Source organism: Helicobacter canis, assembly GCF_008693005.1.
Lineage (GTDB): Bacteria > Campylobacterota > Campylobacteria > Campylobacterales > Helicobacteraceae > Helicobacter_B > Helicobacter_B canis.
In genome coordinates this window covers 36405-50892 of sequence record NZ_VXKE01000014.1, presented here as the reverse complement: position 1 = coordinate 50892, position 14488 = coordinate 36405, and the positions used below count along the sequence as shown (strand labels likewise).

General features: G+C 41.2%; 22 protein-coding genes. 5 read left to right on the top strand and 17 right to left on the bottom strand.

All coding sequences use genetic code 11. From position 1 onward, the window contains the following. The first annotated feature begins 43 nt into the window (after window positions 1–43). The 3 genes from F4V45_RS04705 (at window position 44) to F4V45_RS04695 (ending at window position 2749) form a co-directional block, all read left to right on the top strand. A complete protein-coding gene (locus F4V45_RS04705) occupies window positions 44–1270 on the top strand; it encodes an NAD(P)/FAD-dependent oxidoreductase (RefSeq protein WP_150337291.1) in 1227 nt (408 codons plus the stop codon). An 83-nt stretch (window positions 1271–1353) separates the two neighbouring features. Beyond that, the gene (locus F4V45_RS04700; RefSeq protein WP_150337290.1) at window positions 1354–1770 is read left to right on the top strand and encodes a hypothetical protein; all 417 of its coding nucleotides are present in this window, start codon (window positions 1354–1356) and stop codon (window positions 1768–1770) included. Window positions 1771–1834: 64 nt separating this feature from the next. Continuing rightward, complete coding sequence (locus F4V45_RS04695) at window positions 1835–2749, top strand: cation diffusion facilitator family transporter (RefSeq protein ID WP_150337289.1); 915 nt, start codon at window positions 1835–1837, stop codon at window positions 2747–2749. A gap of 69 nt (window positions 2750–2818) precedes the next feature. On the opposite strand, the gene F4V45_RS04690 is transcribed toward F4V45_RS04695, so the two are convergent. From F4V45_RS04690 to F4V45_RS04630, 14 genes are all read right to left on the bottom strand, one after another. Beyond that, on the bottom strand, window positions 2819–3181 hold the full coding sequence (locus F4V45_RS04690) for a methionine-R-sulfoxide reductase (protein WP_034578252.1): 363 nt from the start codon (window positions 3179–3181) through the stop codon (window positions 2819–2821). Window positions 3182–3222: 41 nt separating this feature from the next. Beyond that, on the bottom strand, window positions 3223–3693 hold the full coding sequence (locus F4V45_RS04685) for a type II secretion system protein (RefSeq protein ID WP_150337288.1): 471 nt from the start codon (window positions 3691–3693) through the stop codon (window positions 3223–3225). Next, window positions 3693–4385, bottom strand: a complete 693-nt coding sequence (locus F4V45_RS04680) for a 5'-methylthioadenosine/adenosylhomocysteine nucleosidase (protein WP_150337287.1) — start codon at window positions 4383–4385, stop codon at window positions 3693–3695. The genes F4V45_RS04685 and F4V45_RS04680 overlap by 1 nt, the downstream gene beginning before the upstream one ends. Next, window positions 4385–5317, bottom strand: a complete 933-nt coding sequence (gene fabD / locus F4V45_RS04675) for an ACP S-malonyltransferase (protein ID WP_150337286.1) — start codon at window positions 5315–5317, stop codon at window positions 4385–4387. Before fabD ends, F4V45_RS04680 begins: the two co-directional genes overlap by 1 nt. A gap of 131 nt (window positions 5318–5448) precedes the next feature. After that, window positions 5449–5703 carry a hypothetical protein gene (locus F4V45_RS04670; RefSeq protein WP_150337285.1) on the bottom strand — a complete coding sequence of 85 codons (255 nt, stop codon included), beginning with the start codon at window positions 5701–5703 and terminating at the stop codon, window positions 5449–5451. Between the two features lie 89 nt (window positions 5704–5792). Then, the gene (locus F4V45_RS04665; RefSeq protein WP_246145076.1) at window positions 5793–6893 is read right to left on the bottom strand and encodes a DNA adenine methylase; all 1101 of its coding nucleotides are present in this window, start codon (window positions 6891–6893) and stop codon (window positions 5793–5795) included. Continuing rightward, on the bottom strand, window positions 6874–7770 hold the full coding sequence (locus tag F4V45_RS04660) for a Dam family site-specific DNA-(adenine-N6)-methyltransferase (RefSeq protein ID WP_150337284.1): 897 nt from the start codon (window positions 7768–7770) through the stop codon (window positions 6874–6876). Before F4V45_RS04660 ends, F4V45_RS04665 begins: the two co-directional genes overlap by 20 nt. Continuing rightward, window positions 7770–8345: an Hpy99I family type II restriction endonuclease gene (locus tag F4V45_RS04655; RefSeq protein WP_002955897.1), complete on the bottom strand. Its 576-nt coding sequence runs from the start codon at window positions 8343–8345 to the stop codon at window positions 7770–7772. Before F4V45_RS04655 ends, F4V45_RS04660 begins: the two co-directional genes overlap by 1 nt. Next, complete coding sequence (locus F4V45_RS04650) at window positions 8336–9151, bottom strand: DNA-methyltransferase (protein WP_150337283.1); 816 nt, start codon at window positions 9149–9151, stop codon at window positions 8336–8338. The genes F4V45_RS04655 and F4V45_RS04650 overlap by 10 nt, the downstream gene beginning before the upstream one ends. After that, the gene (locus F4V45_RS04645; protein ID WP_246145071.1) at window positions 9135–9431 is read right to left on the bottom strand and encodes a hypothetical protein; all 297 of its coding nucleotides are present in this window, start codon (window positions 9429–9431) and stop codon (window positions 9135–9137) included. The genes F4V45_RS04650 and F4V45_RS04645 overlap by 17 nt, the downstream gene beginning before the upstream one ends. A 48-nt stretch (window positions 9432–9479) precedes the next feature. Continuing rightward, complete coding sequence (locus F4V45_RS09450; protein ID WP_170235174.1) at window positions 9480–9656, bottom strand: hypothetical protein; 177 nt, start codon at window positions 9654–9656, stop codon at window positions 9480–9482. 35 nt (window positions 9657–9691) lie between these two features. Then, window positions 9692–10003, bottom strand: a complete 312-nt coding sequence (locus F4V45_RS04640; RefSeq protein ID WP_023929861.1) for a type II toxin-antitoxin system PemK/MazF family toxin — start codon at window positions 10001–10003, stop codon at window positions 9692–9694. Between the two features lies 1 nt (window position 10004). Then, on the bottom strand, window positions 10005–10241 hold the full coding sequence (locus F4V45_RS04635; protein ID WP_023929860.1) for an AbrB/MazE/SpoVT family DNA-binding domain-containing protein: 237 nt from the start codon (window positions 10239–10241) through the stop codon (window positions 10005–10007). Between the two features lie 103 nt (window positions 10242–10344). After that, window positions 10345–10965 carry a hypothetical protein gene (locus tag F4V45_RS04630; protein ID WP_150337282.1) on the bottom strand — a complete coding sequence of 207 codons (621 nt, stop codon included), beginning with the start codon at window positions 10963–10965 and terminating at the stop codon, window positions 10345–10347. Between the two features lie 119 nt (window positions 10966–11084). Between F4V45_RS04630 and F4V45_RS04625 the strand changes: the two genes are divergently transcribed. Then, window positions 11085–11384, top strand: coding sequence for a hypothetical protein (locus tag F4V45_RS04625; protein WP_150337281.1), 300 nt, complete (start codon window positions 11085–11087; stop codon window positions 11382–11384). Here F4V45_RS04625 and F4V45_RS04620 read toward each other — a convergent pair. The 3 genes from F4V45_RS04620 to F4V45_RS04610 are packed head-to-tail and all read right to left on the bottom strand — an operon-like array spanning window position 11363 to window position 12841. Next, window positions 11363–11896 carry a hypothetical protein gene (locus F4V45_RS04620; protein ID WP_246145069.1) on the bottom strand — a complete coding sequence of 178 codons (534 nt, stop codon included), beginning with the start codon at window positions 11894–11896 and terminating at the stop codon, window positions 11363–11365. The two genes, F4V45_RS04625 and F4V45_RS04620, sit on opposite strands and share 22 nt — an antisense overlap. 9 nt (window positions 11897–11905) lie before the next feature. Further along, window positions 11906–12343, bottom strand: a complete 438-nt coding sequence (locus F4V45_RS09735) for a hypothetical protein (protein ID WP_246145067.1) — start codon at window positions 12341–12343, stop codon at window positions 11906–11908. 9 nt (window positions 12344–12352) lie between these two features. Beyond that, a complete protein-coding gene (locus F4V45_RS04610) occupies window positions 12353–12841 on the bottom strand; it encodes a hypothetical protein (protein ID WP_246145062.1) in 489 nt (162 codons plus the stop codon). A 216-nt stretch (window positions 12842–13057) separates the two neighbouring features. On the opposite strand from F4V45_RS04610, the gene F4V45_RS04605 reads away from it, so the two are divergent. Continuing rightward, entirely contained in the window at window positions 13058–14437 is a 1380-nt protein-coding gene (locus F4V45_RS04605) for an arsenic transporter (protein WP_150337278.1), read from the top strand. The last annotated feature ends 51 nt before the right edge of the window (window positions 14438–14488 follow it).

Here is a 14488-nt window from a genome sequence, read left to right as displayed (position 1 = left end):
GCTTTTGGGCTACTATGTGGGATTTTAGAGTTAAGGAGTGTTAATGCAAGAGACACAATCACACCCTAAAGTCCTTATCATCGGTGGTGGCTATGGCGGGCTTAAAGCCGCTCTAGGCTTGCAGCGCAAGCTCAAAACGCAAGCAGACATCACGCTTATTAGCAAGCACGATTATCACTACCAAACCACACTTTTACACAAAGTCGCCATAGGCACTCTAAGCTCGCGCAAAGCCAGAATCTTCTACCGCAAGATTCTAGACCCTAAGAAAATCCGCTTCATCAAGGACAAAATCATAGAGCTTTGCCCAGAAGAAAACAAAGTCATAGGCAATGGCGGAGTTTATGAATATGACTACCTTATCATAGCCCTTGGTTTTCGCCCAGATCATTTGGGCGTTAAGGGTGTGGGGAAAAACACCTACCGCCTATCCTCACTCAATGCCGCGCTAAAACTTATGAAAAACATTGAAAACAAATTCAAAGAATACACCCATACAAAAAATGTCCAAGATCTCTCTGTGATCGTGTGTGGCACGGGCTTTACAGGGATAGAATTTACCGCCGAGCTCGCCACGCAGCTTGATGAGCTATGCCTTATTTGCGGGATTGATCGCTCCTTGCCTAAGATCACTTGCATAGGGCGATCGGAGCATATTTTGCCCGTGTTTAATGACAAGCTTGCCACAGCAGCAGAATCTAAGCTTAAAAAACTTGGCGTGCGCATTGTCTCAAATGCCACGATTGAAGAAGTGCGCGATGACCGCGTGATCGCTCGCTACAAAGGGCAAGATGAGCCGCTGGAGATTCTGGGGAATACGATTATTTGGAGTGCTGGGGTCAAAGGTAGTGAAATCATCGAGCAATCAATCCTGCCAAACAAAAAGGGTAGAATCCCCGTTAATGCCCAGCTACAATGTGAAGCCTACCCAAATATCTATGTCGTAGGCGATAGCGCGCAAGCTAGGGACAAAGACATTATCCACGCACCTACCGCCCAGCTCTCCGCCCAAATGGGTGATTATATCGCTGAGCTTTTTGTCGCCAAGCTTGCTAATAAGCCCTTTACGCGCCCCTTTGTTTTCCACCATAAAGGCACGGTTTGCTCCATAGGGCATACAGATGGCGTGGGAATGGTCTTTGGCAGGGGGGTTAAAGGCGAGCTTGCAGCTTTTATCAAAAATACCATAGAAAACAAGTGGCTATATAGTATCGGGGGCTTTGATATTGTCTTTAAAAAGGGGCAGTTCCGCTACCGCACAAGCAACTAGCCATAGCAAAGCTAGAATCTAGCCTAGATATAAATATGGGCATTTAGATTCTACTTGATAAGATAGTGAGAGAAGGAGTGAGTATGAAGCCCTTAGTAATGGTGATGATAGCGTGTGTAGTGGGTCTGGCTAGTGAGCTGCGTATCAAGCCTCCGCTCCACCCTATGGACTACCATAAATTCTCCCAAACACTAAATGGTGATCCCAAGCAAGATATGCCAAGGATCGCAGGGCTAATCGCGCGCAATCTCTCTGCTTGCTATGTGCGCGCCCACACCCTAGCTGGCAACGCACAAGAGAGCCTAAAGCGTGTGAAAATGGGCTGCGAGATAGAAGCCTACAATATGGCAAATGTGCCAATCCATAGGCACTATGCTATGCGTGGTGAGCTATTAGAGCACGATGAGATACAAGCGCGCAAGGAGCAGTTTTTCACCAAGTATAAAGCTCACATTTATGAGAGTGCTAATGAGCTGACAGAGCTAGAGCTTGGGCTATAGGCAATTCTCAAAATAGGCTAGATTCTGCTAAAATCACGCTCCTACAAATCTATGGGAGTGCAAGATGAGCCAAAGCACCATATCAAGCCCAGAAGAGTCAAAGCCTAAGCTAAGCCCACAACGCAAGGCGACAATAATCTCAAGCTGTGTCGCGTGCGTGCTTATTGTAGTGAAGTTTGTCGCTGGGATTCTAAGCGGCTCAGTAGCGATCCTTGCAAGCGCGATAGACTCCTTACTCGATCTATGCGCCTCAAGCTTTAATCTCTATGCTATCACAAAGGCAGAGAAGCCTGCGGATATGAAGTTCAACTACGGGCTAGGGAAGATCGAGTCGCTTGCAGCGGTGATTGAAGGCAGTGTGATTCTAGTCTCTGGGGTTTTTATCATCTATCAATCTGTGAAGAAGCTTATGCTAGGGAGCGAGCTAGTGCGCCTTGATCTTTCGCTCTATGTGATGGTTTTCTCTCTCGTGCTCACTATCGCGCTGGTGCTTTACCTCCAATTTGTAGCAAGAGTGAGCGGGAATCTTGTCATTAAAGCTGATGCCCTGCACTATAAAACAGATATTTTAAGCAATGGCGTGGTGCTTGTATCAGTCGTGCTTGTCAAGCTTACAGGCTTTAGTGCTATTGATGCGATATTTGGCATTGGCATTGGGCTATATGTGGGGTATTCTGCCTTTGGGCTGTTGAGAGATGGCGTGCTGGTGCTGCTTGATCACGCGCTAGAAGATGAGAAGCAAGCAGCGATTAAAGCGATTTTAGATTCTACTAAGGAGATTAAGGGCTACCACGACTTAAAGACACGCCAAAGCGGTGGGCTACACTTCGTAGAAGTGCATTTGGAGTTTAGCCCAGAGATTTTGCTAAAGGACGCGCACGCTGTGGCAGACTCTATCGAGTGGCAAATCAAAAGCCTGCAAGTGGCTGGGCAAGGTAGCTGGGAGGTGATCACACATCTTGACCCCTATGAAGAGTAGTGCGCAAAGCCTAGAATCTAAGCGCACATAATACACCCTAGCAAGCCCCACACACTAGCACGATAGAGACTATATAGATTCTGCTTTGACAAAGTGCAAGGAGAGAGAATTCACACAATGGCGCGTGTTTTTCTCTGTGAAGCCTTCTCCTATAAATATATGCCCCAAATGCCCCCTGCAGCACGCGCAAAGAATCTCCACGCGCTTGCCATCGCTATCAGGCTCTTTGGCAATAGCCCCTTGTATCTCATCATCAAAGCTCGCCCATCCGCAGTGGCTTGGGAACTTATCTTTAGAGTTGTAGAGTGCAGCACCGCACTGGCGGCAGATATATACGCCATTTTCAAAATGATCAGTATAGATTCCGCTAAATGGCGGCTCGGTGGCTTTGTCGATAATGATTGCGCGCTCTTTGTCATTAAGCGGAGGCATTGCAGGCATACTCTCGCTCCTTATCTAAGATATAGGGCTTGCTAAAATAGCGAGCTTGAGAGATTGAAGCTCAAAGGTGTGGGGTAAGTTTTACTAAGCTTTTGGCAAATCTGTGAGCTTGGCACGGGCTGGACTCTCACTTGCAAGCTTTGGGCGGTAATGTCGATCATCACACAATTATTGGCTACATCTTGCGCGCCATCTTTCCCAAGCCGCACGCCATTGCCCTGAGCGACCCAGCGCGTAGGAGATAGCCCAGCAGCTTGCATAATGAACGCACCATCAAGGGGGCTTGCACTTAGATCTTGCGTGAGTGCTGCTACTTGCACGGAGCTAATGACTGCTTGTATATCGCTATTTACTGCCGCATAGAGCGCGTCTGTGCGCGTGGCGACAAGCTTTGGGATCGCCACTGCTGCAAGTATCCCAACCACAGCTATCACAAACACAAGCTCAATCAAGCTAAATCCACCACTCACCCCAAGCTTTGGTGCGTGGATTCTAGCGCGCATTACACAAGCCTATCGACCATCTTTTTGACAAAATCCGCGCCAGCTTTAGCCGAAGACTCCAAAAACTCATCAAAGCTCACATCAGCACTTCCATCGGCACTATCGCTAATAGAGCGTAAAATACAGCAGGGCACTTTGAAGCTATCGCACACCACTGCCACACTCGCTCCCTCCATCTCCACTGCTGCTGCGCCAAAGTTATCGATGATCCACTGCTTTTTCTCCTTGCTATGGATAAAGGCATCGCCTGAAGCGATTATGCCCTCTTTTAGCGTGAGATTAGATTCTAGGGCTACTTGCCTAGCGATTGCATTCAAGCTCTCATCAGTCTCGATAAATACCCGACTCTCTGGGATAAAGCCTAGCGGGTGTCCAAATGCGCTAATATCCACATCGTGCTGGCATAGCTTAGTCCCAAGCAGCAAATCCCCCACTGCTAAATCTTCTCGCAAGCCTCCAGCCACCCCGCAGAAGATGACTTTCTCGCAGCCAAAGCGCAAAATCATCGTGCTGGCTGTGATTGCAGCATGCACCTTGCCGATCTTGCTATAAGCGATATGTATCTCCGCATCTTTATGCACAATATGGTAGAACAGATTGCCCCCTAAGAGCGTAGTGCGACTTGATGGGAAAAGCTCTAAAAGCGGTGTGATTTCTTCTTGCATTGCCCCTATAATGCCTATTTTTTTCATTACTGCTGCTCCAATTGCGAAATAGACTCTTGTAGGGTTTGGGTGTTGGCGATTGTGAGCGTGGGCTTTTGGCTTAGGCGTTTGTTTAAGCCCTTTAGCACGCTATTATGCCCTAGCTCGATATAGGCATCAATATGCTCATCAACAGCCAAAATTGACTGCTTATACAGCACAGGAGAGATAAGCTGCAAGCGCAGAAGCTCGTAGGCTTGTTCGGCGGTGTCATAGGGCTTTGTCGTGGCGTTTGAGATGATAGGTAGTGCGAACTTGGGCTTTAGATACTTGCGCAAAAGCTCTTCAAATGGCTCGCACATAGATTCTAGCAAAGGGCAGTGCGAGGCTACAGACATAGGCAGTAGCAATGCCCTTTTAGCTCCTAGGGCTTTGATGGGCTCTTCTATGCTCGCTAGGTCGCTCTTTTTCCCCGCTAGGACGATCTGCCCATCGCCGTTGTAGTTGGCACACCAGACACTTTTGCCTTGATTGCGCCACGAGCTTGTGGCTTCTTCTGCTACTTCATCGCTAAGCCCTACGATGACCATCATTCCTGCATCTTTGCCCTCGCACGCCTTAGTCATCATCTCTCCGCGCGCTTTGGTGAGCCTAAGCCCATCTTCAAAGCCCACGCCCAGTGCTACGCACAGCGCGCTTATCTCACCAAGTGAATGCCCTAGGGCAAAGTGCGCGAGAAGCGGGGACTCTTGCTGCAGGATTGTGTGTGCGATTTGGCTTACAAGAAAGATCGCTGGCTGGGTGTATTGCGTTTGATTAAGCAGGTCGTTTTCTTCAAAAAGCAGCTTTTTGAAGTCAAGCCCCAGCACATCGCTAGCGGTTTCAAACATCTCTTTCGCCACGCCGAAGTTCTCGTAAAAATCCTTGCCCATTCCTATGGCTTGAGAGCCCTGCCCCGGGAAAACAAAAGCATATTTCATCAATAATCCTTATCAACTTGTAAATAAGCTTGCATTGTAGCAAGTTGCCGCTTATTGTCAAATAAGTTTGTATTGGCGCGTGGCTAGCACATCTCCTTTATCATCTCTTCAAACATCGCCCTATCATCGCCCTATTCATATTCTCGTGCAAAGTTTGCCCATTTTTCGCACACCATATCTGCCAATCTTGCCCCACTTTTACAGGCAGATATAAAGATATAACTAGTGATTTTACTCGCACTTAAATATGCTTGTTTTAGCTTTTGTATCTTTTGCTTATAGGCTTTTTCCTCTACGCTTTGAGATTTGCTTGCATTCACACTTTTTACTTCAAAAATGTGGATTCTATCTCCCTTGTCTTTAAAGATAAAGTCTGGATAGCTCACGCGTTTTCTCTCATCGTAATATTCATATTTTATATTTGATTTATCTATGAAGTTTTTGCCAAAAAGATAGATTTTCTCCCCATTTATCTCTATGCTTTTCGCACAAGTTTTAGCAAGATTTTTAAGGATTTAGCTACGATTATTTTTTTCAAACACCCATAAGTATTCAAATACACTATTTTTCTGCACTTTAGCATTGCTTTTAATCGCCTGTAAGGAATTTCATAAAAACTTACTTTACCAAAGGATTCTAAAAGCTTAGAAATGGAATTTTTATCCATAATGCCATCGCTATTGTAACTTAACACTAAGTTTTTATAGCAAGGGAGTTTTGCGATATTTTCTAGCTGTATTAAAGCAGTTTTTGCGTTGCAAAATAGGCTTTTTTGCTCCCCCCACTCACGCATTCCAGCCACACCTTTAATACTAGGATTATCATATCTTGCAAGGGTTTCTAGTAAATGATAATTTGGGGCGTATTGTCTTTGATTATAAGGCGGGTCAAGATAAAGTATATCAATAGACTTTTTAAAACCTTGCAAAATCTTTACGCTATCCCCGCAAAAGCACTCCCCGCTTATGCCCTGCGAAAACTCAATAGCCTTTAACATAAAAGGCTTTAAAGCTCTTTTATCCCAACTCTTACAAAATGCTGCATACACACCTGCCACATTTGCAAATAAAGACACAGATTCTAAAAGCGTGGCAAGGAGGATAAAATACTCACTCTCATTGATATGATTTTTATTTTTCCATTGCTCTATTTGCAAACGCATCGCATCTATTTTTTGTGCGTTTTCTTGTGTGAAATACATTCTTGCATTTGTCGGGCTGGGTGCATAATGTGTGCTAATAAAGCCTTGCACACCACGCAAAGAATTTAAAAAATTTAGCACCTTTTCATAGGGGGTGTTAAAAAAAGTGCGACTTTGCAAGGATTGCTTTTCTAGTAAAAGCTTTTTAAAGCTTGGACTTTTATACTCTAAAAAGGCTTTTTGCAAACAATAAGAAAAATACAGCATATCACTACTATATACTTTAAAGCCTTTATGCCTAAAGAATTTCCCCACACTTACACTGCCGCTAAAAACATCAAAAAAGCTTTGGTTTTCTGCCTTAACAAGCCTAAGTTTTTGTAAAAAGTCATAAATGATGGGGGCTAGTTTTTCTTTATTGCCAATAAAACGCATTATCCGCCTTGTAGTTTGTAATGAATACTTCTTGCGTGTGTTGTTTATCCCTATATTTTGCTTGATAATTTGCATTTGTATAGTGTGCTTGTATAGTGTAGATATAAAAATTATGCGTCTCTAACCATTGTTTTAAAAGCTTATTTTCTTGTCCTTTGTGGGTAAGAACATTTGAAAGCCCAAAGAGAATACCTTTAGAATCTAGTTTGCTAAGATAGTTTAAAAGCCGTTTTTCTAGGCTTTCATTCCAGCCACTAAAACCCCTTTTACCATCATTATAAGTGCCCTGCGTGATAAGATAGGGTGGGTCGCAATACACAAACAATTCTTTATCTTGCATAGAATCTAAAGTGCTAAAAATTTCACTAAAATCAAGGCTAGAAAATGTGATATTTGTCTTTTGTAAAAATCGTATGAAAGCGATGAGATTTGTCCGCATTTGCGGATTAAAACTTGAGCGATTTCTGCCAAAATGGGTACTAAAATGATGTGCGTTATTAAAGCGTATTTGATGATTAAAACTAAAGGCAAGAAGTGCAAGTAATTTTAAAGGATGTTTATACGCATTATAATCCTGTCTTAAAAGTTTATAGCCCTCTGCATTTTCTTTGCTTAAATCATAAAAATGTATGATTTGCTCTATTTCTTGCAGTGTTTTTTCTAAAGGATTTTGTTGTAAAAATTTTAAAAGAGCGATAAGATAACTTAAATTATCATTTGCCAAAATTCGCTTAGCATTGACATTGATTGCCACATTACAGCCTCCGCAAAACACATCTATAAAAGTATCAATTTTTTTAGGAAATAAGGGTAGGATTTGGGGTAAGATTTTGTATTTTCCGCCAATGTAATTGAGTGGGGATTTGATATGGTGCATTACTTCTCATATTTTCTTAAATATTCTATCACTTTCTCCAAAAACTTTGGGTTATCTTTAAATCTGCCAAGTCCCGTATTGCAACTATCACATATCCATTCCCTACCTTCACCTGTCTCGTGGTTGTGATCCCTAACAAGATTTGCTGTTACTCCTACAATACTTCTCTTTTCGCAAATTGGGCAAGTAAAAATACTGCCTTTAGGTGGTGCAATTTTGTCCATTCGCTTTTTTTCATTATTAGAAAGCTTTACGCCATCAATATGTTTTCTACACTCTCTGCAACTTGGTCTAGTGGTTTTGTTACCCTTTGCATCGGTTTGATTAATTTCAAAACTACCAGTATCTTTCAAAATATGACAAATATTGCATATTTTACAATCAAATCCTTTTCCAGTTTTGTAAATGTCAATTGATTCTAAATTCTCAAAATTTACTTTTTTAATTTCATTGACACCTATAAATAAAACCATTGCAGATTCTCCATTAATCGCCTTGACAATACCAACAGAATTTTTTACCACACTACCAATTTGCTTATTTGCAATCACAAAATTATCAATATTTAAAAGCATAAATTACTCCTATATTTATCTAGTCTTTTTTTTGCTATTTCAATGTATTCCCAACTTATATCTACTCCTATAAAATTTCTCTTAGCTAAAAAAGCCATTTTGCAAGTTGTCCCAGAGCCACACATTGGGTCAAATACAATATCTCCCTCATTACTCCAAGACAAAATATGATCAAGAGCAAGTTGTTCGGGATACATAGCCGGGTGTTTAAAAGCTTCTCTATCATTTGTTGTTCCACCAAGCCCTACGGCATAATACCAAATATTTGTCTTTGTCTTTTCTTGTTTCAATTCTTTAAGAACTTTATTATTCTTACCATCTGATTTTTTATTTGCCACCAACATTTCAAAACCATTTCTTGCGGTTTTTTCTTTAAGTGGATTAAAAGTTTTCGGTTTTCCTTTAGAAAAAATAAACATATACTCATACCCATTAGTATAAGCATTTGAACGCATAAAAGGTGTGTTTTTTTTCGCATATATCATAACATCGTGTGCATTAAATCCAATTTTTTGAAAATATAAGGCCTGTTTAAAACTTGTCAAGCTTTTATTTCCGTTTTTGATTTTATCACCAACAACCCAAACAACAATTCCCCCTTTTTTTACAATCCTAAAAATTTCATTTGCTATACTCTCAAATTCAAAATTATACCCCTTGTAATCCCTTAGGTTATCATATGGCGGAGAAGTTACAACTAAATCAACACTATTGTCGTGCATTCTCTTTTGCATAAAATGCACACAATCATCAATATAAAAATTATTTAATAAATTGTTGGTGCTTACATCAATATATTTTGTCATTATTTACCTCAATTTTCCGTTTATTATAACATAACCTAAACACACAAATATTCAAAAAACTACCCGTCCCACTCACAATTTTGACATAGATTTTTTCAACTGCCTTGCACGACACGCCTAGAATCTCATAGCTAAACGCAAAGCAATTTTCTTTAACAATGGGTAAAATCTTAAGAGTATCCACAAAAGCGCAAAGCTTTTTATCCTGTAAAAATCTTGTGATTATAGTGTGTAACACTTCTTGTTTTGGTCGCTCTTCTGTAAGAATATAGAGATTCATTGCTTTCTTCCTTGCACATAATAATATACTATACAATCTGTCTCTATTCTATCCACACTTTAAGAGCACTTCTTCTTTAGATTCTGCATTTTCTATGAGTTTAGTGAGAAACTCGGCATTTTCTTTTTCTAGAATCTTATCTTCTTGCCTTTGCTTGATTTTTGCTATTTGCTCTTGCTTTAGCTCATCTAAGATTGTCTTATAGTCGCTTTGTAAGTTTTGCATTTTGTCTCCTTTTTTGTGGTAATTGTGGCTTGTCGCTATGCAAACATCTCTGCGAGAATACCCTGAAGCTTTTCTTGCTCTTTTGCTCCTAGGGTGGAGATTTTTTGTAAAAATCTCTTCACACTCACGCAGCGGATTTGATCACATAGGATTCTAGCCTCCTTGCCTTCTAGCACAAAATCCACCCGAAATGGTGCGCTAAAGCCCCTAGAAGTGATGGGCGCGATCAGTCTAGTTTGCAGGTAGTTTAGCTCATTGGGCGAGATGATGACACAAGGGCGAGTTTTGGTGATTTCAGAGCCTATGGTCGGCTCTAAATTGACCCAAAATATATCAAATCGCTCCATATCACCACTCCCACTCTGTGCTATCTATATCGCTTGCAAACTCTTCACACTCACTGCTTGCAGCTAGCTGCCTTAGCTTCTGGCTATCCCACGAAGCCCTAGGACTACTAGGGCTTAGTAAAAGCCCGTTTTTCACTATCTGCAAGTCTATATCTCGGTCTTTAAGTTTGGCTTTTTCTATAAGGGCTTTAGGGATACGCACGCCATAAGAAGAGCCGATTTTCACAAGCTTTGTCATATTCACCCCTTAAACAAATGTAATTATAAAATAATTATACCATAGCCACTTTGAGCCACTTTGGAGATATGGAGATAGCCCCTTGTGTGCCTAGATCTAGGGCTTAGAAAAAGTATCGATACCCAAGAAGCACCTTAAACATTCCTCCAAGGGCATCTGCCCTTTGCTCTAGCAGTGCTTGCGTGAGCCTAGCCACTCCCCCACCAAGCTCGAAAAACGCCCCGTGCCCACTCTTGCTAATAAACTCGTGCCCAAGTCCGCCGCTAACCTCCCAGTAATACGGGGCTTGCGCGAAGCTACTTGTGCGCACACTCACTAGCCCAAAGCCAGCCCCCACGAACAAATACGGGCGGAAATATGGAAGCCCGATATAGGAGCTAATGCCCCCGCCCCCAAAAATCCCAAGCGATAGCTTCTCATAAAAGCCCAAAATATTTGTATCAAAGCTCTCATCTTGCAGGAGTTTTGCGGCTTTAGATTCTAGCGATAGGGTGTTGCGCAGCTGCACAACCTGCCCCTGATAGAGCGAAATCCCAAGCTCAAGCCCCCCGCCCATACTAGCCCCCGTGTTAGCATAAATCCCTAGCGCGAATCTACTTGAGCTATCCCACTCCCTAGCACTAAGCCCCACAAAGCTTACACACAGCACACACAGCATAGCAGCACCCCTGCTAATGCCCTGCCTAAAGCCGCTTGCCCTGCCCCTTGTAGTCTCCCTTGTCATTAGCACTCCTTGAAAATTAAGAGCCTGTATAAAGCCTCTTGCTAAATCTCTTATATATTTGGCGTGGAGAGAAATTATACATTCTTCAAGTGCAATAAGCTAGTATTGCACATCGAGTATTGGGGCGGTGGACTATGGTGCTATGGGTGTTTGCGGCGATGATGGTGTGTCTATATTGGCGACCTTTTTGCCTGCCTTTGTGGGTGTATAGCAGCCTTGGAGCTTTGGCGTGTGTAATGATCTCCGCGCTAGATTCTAGCGATATTATGCGTGTGTGGGCGATGGTGTGGGATAGCACGCTGACACTTGTGGGGCTTATCGCGCTGGCTTTTGTGCTAGAAAAGTTGCTGTTTTTGAATATGTGGCGATGCTTTGTATCCGCACAATGTGTTAAGAATTACCAATCTATACTCCATTGATAGATTACTTCAATATAATCTTTTGTTTGTCTATAAATCGTAATGCTACCACTATCATACCCCATACCAATTACCCAAAATTTCCCTTTAATATCGTGTATATAATATGTTCCCACTTCGTCATCTTTATTAGATTCTGATTCGCCATAATCATATAAGTTTTTATCGGGCAGTGTTTTCATTTTGTGTTTTTGTCTAAATAAAATATAGGCTTCTTTAATATCTTTAGCTTTTATAAAATATTTTCTTATACCTATATTCTCTCCATTTACATTTCCACAAGGGAATTCATAGCCACTTGTTCTATATTTACACAAATCAATAAAAACAAGATTATTTTGAGAATCCTTTTGTATTTTAGTTTCATCATATTGCACTAAAAATACTTCTGAAAAAAATTTTTCTCTTTCATCTATCATTGTTGCTGCTTGAGTGTCATCAATCTTGATTGTTGCACTATATAAACTACCACAAAACAACACAATAAATACGGCATATTTTTTCACAATCATATCCTTTATTTAAAATTTATCTACCATATTTTGGGTTTTATCAAAATCTACATAACTGCTACCATCATAACTTATTTTAAATTCTGTCCCCCTACTCCATTTCGGTGTTTTTAATGCAATATGTAACCAGCCAATTTTGCTGCTTGAGAATTTTTCTAAAATCACTTGAGAAAAAACTTGATTATTTAAGTTTGGAATTATATTGTTATGTATTGCTAAATAAACTTTTTTCAAATCATCTTTACTATTAAAACCCAAATCTAAAGCCTCGCACTTTGTGTGTTGGCTTTTTCCTTTTTTGGACGAATTTGGCAAATTTTCATTCACAATATCATTATCTGTATAGATTCCGCTTCCGGGGGCTTCTGTGCCTTTGTGTAAAATCACGGCTTGTTCTTGCGGATTGAGCGGTGGCATTTTCATTAGAGATTTTTTTGTTACTTTCATATTTCTTCCTTAAAAGTGGTATCTATACCCAAGTAAAACTTTTACCATTCCGCCCAGTGGGGTATTTTGGCTAAGGTTTATGGGATTTGAAGTGAGTTTGCCTACCCCTCCGCCAAGCTCAAAAAATAAAGTATGCCCAAAGTGTGAGATAAATTCGTGTCCCATTCCCGCATTCACTTCCCAATATTGCGGAGTTTTAGCGAGATTCTCTTTTGTGCTTAGGAAGCCATAGCCTCCGCTTGGATAAAGATACGGGCGGAAGTATTCAAAGCCAATACTTGAAGCGATTGTGCTGCTTGTGAGAATGCCAAGGCTTAGTTTGTCATAGATTCCAAAAATTTGCGAATCAAAGCGTTCATCATTAAAAAGTTTGGAGGCTTTAGATTCAAGTGAAATGCTATTGCGTAAGCTTAAAAGTGAGCCTTGAAAGAGTGAAAAGCCTAGCTCTACTCCACCGCCCATACTCGCCCCCGTATTGGCATACACACCAAGGCTCATCTTGCTTTTTTCCCCAAACTCCCCTGCGTAAAGAGAAAAACAACACAAGATTAACAAAAGATATTTTTCATTCACTTCCCCCAAATTTTATGCGGCTTCGTGCGAGAGCTACATTATACATTGTTAAAGTTTATGGTTAAAGCTTGTGTAGTAAAACTTAGCTAGGATTAATGCTTTGAAGTTCCCTTAGCTATCCCACGCAAAAAAGTAGAATCTATGGCATTTCTTATTTTTATATTGACTTTGCTTTGCATTTATATCCGCCCTTTTAAGTTGCCTTTGTGGGTGTATAGCTCTCTTGGGGCATTGCTTTGCTTGGCGTTTGGGGTTGTAGGTTTTGCTGATGTAGCGTTTGTGTGGAATATGGTATGGGATAGCACACTCACACTTGTTGGGCTTATCATCTTTTGCATTGTGCTTGAAAAGCTCTTATTTTTTGACTTTTTAGCCTATAAGATTCTAAGATTTTTAAGTGAAAAGGGGGAGTGCGGGGGCATTTCTAGCTTTAAATTTTATGTGTTTATTGTGCTTTTTGGGGGATTTTTGGGGGCATTTTTTGCCAATGATGGTGCGATTTTAATCCTAACGCCACTCATTATCGCCCTTTTTGGCAAGCTAGATTCTAAAGATATAGAATCTAAGCTAGATTCTAAAAATTCAGCACAGATTCTAACCCCACTTGTGATTTTCCTGCTTATAGTGAGTTTTGTAAGTGATTTTGCTTCAAACACCTTTGTGATTTCAAATCTCACAAATATCATTGCCCTGCATTTTTTTAACCTTAATGCCCTAGATTTTAGCAAGGTTATGGCACTGCCACAAATTTTTATCATCATTGCTAGTCTTTGCTTTTTTATCCTTGTGCGTAAGAGATTGCCTAGAATCTTAAGGGTTAAGATTCCAAATGCGGAATCTAGCGGTGTAGAATCTAGCATAATGCCCCAAAAAAGCGTGATTATCATTTGTTTTGCCCTGCTTTTCTTGCTTTTATGCGGGATTTTTATAGCAAATGCTTTTGCTCTCCCGCTTTCTTCTTTCACGCTTTTATGCGCGGCTCTTAGCCTTATTCTTGCGTATAAAAAGATTGAGATTCTGCCCTGTCTTAAGGCTTCGCCCTTTGGGATTGTGGTATTTTCTTTAGGGCTTTTTATCGTGGTGTTTGGACTACATTCTACAAGCTCTTTTATGCGTGATATTTTTGCGTTTTTCCTTGATGATTCCCTAAGCGATAGTTTTTCTACACACACTCTCACACAAATCTTTAGCGTTGGTGCGATTAGCTCACTTGGCTCAAGCCTTATTAATAATCTGCCTATGGTTATGCTTGGCAATCTTGCTTTAGGCGACTTTGTGGGGTTAGATTCTAGCTCTAGGGAGTTGCTAATTTACGCTCATCTGCTCGGCTGTAATGTCGGGGCAAAGATTACTCCCATTGGCTCACTTGCCACACTGCTTTGGCTTTTTAGTCTTAAACGATATGGAATCTATATTAGCTTTTGGCGGTATATGCTAGTGGCAATGCTTGTTGTGCCTTTTATGCTGTGCGTGGGGCTTTTGGGGCTTTATCTTTACGCGCTATTGTATGGGCTTGGCTAAATCTTAAGAGAGTGTTTGCACATTGGCGTGCGCTTGCAATATGGATAGTGG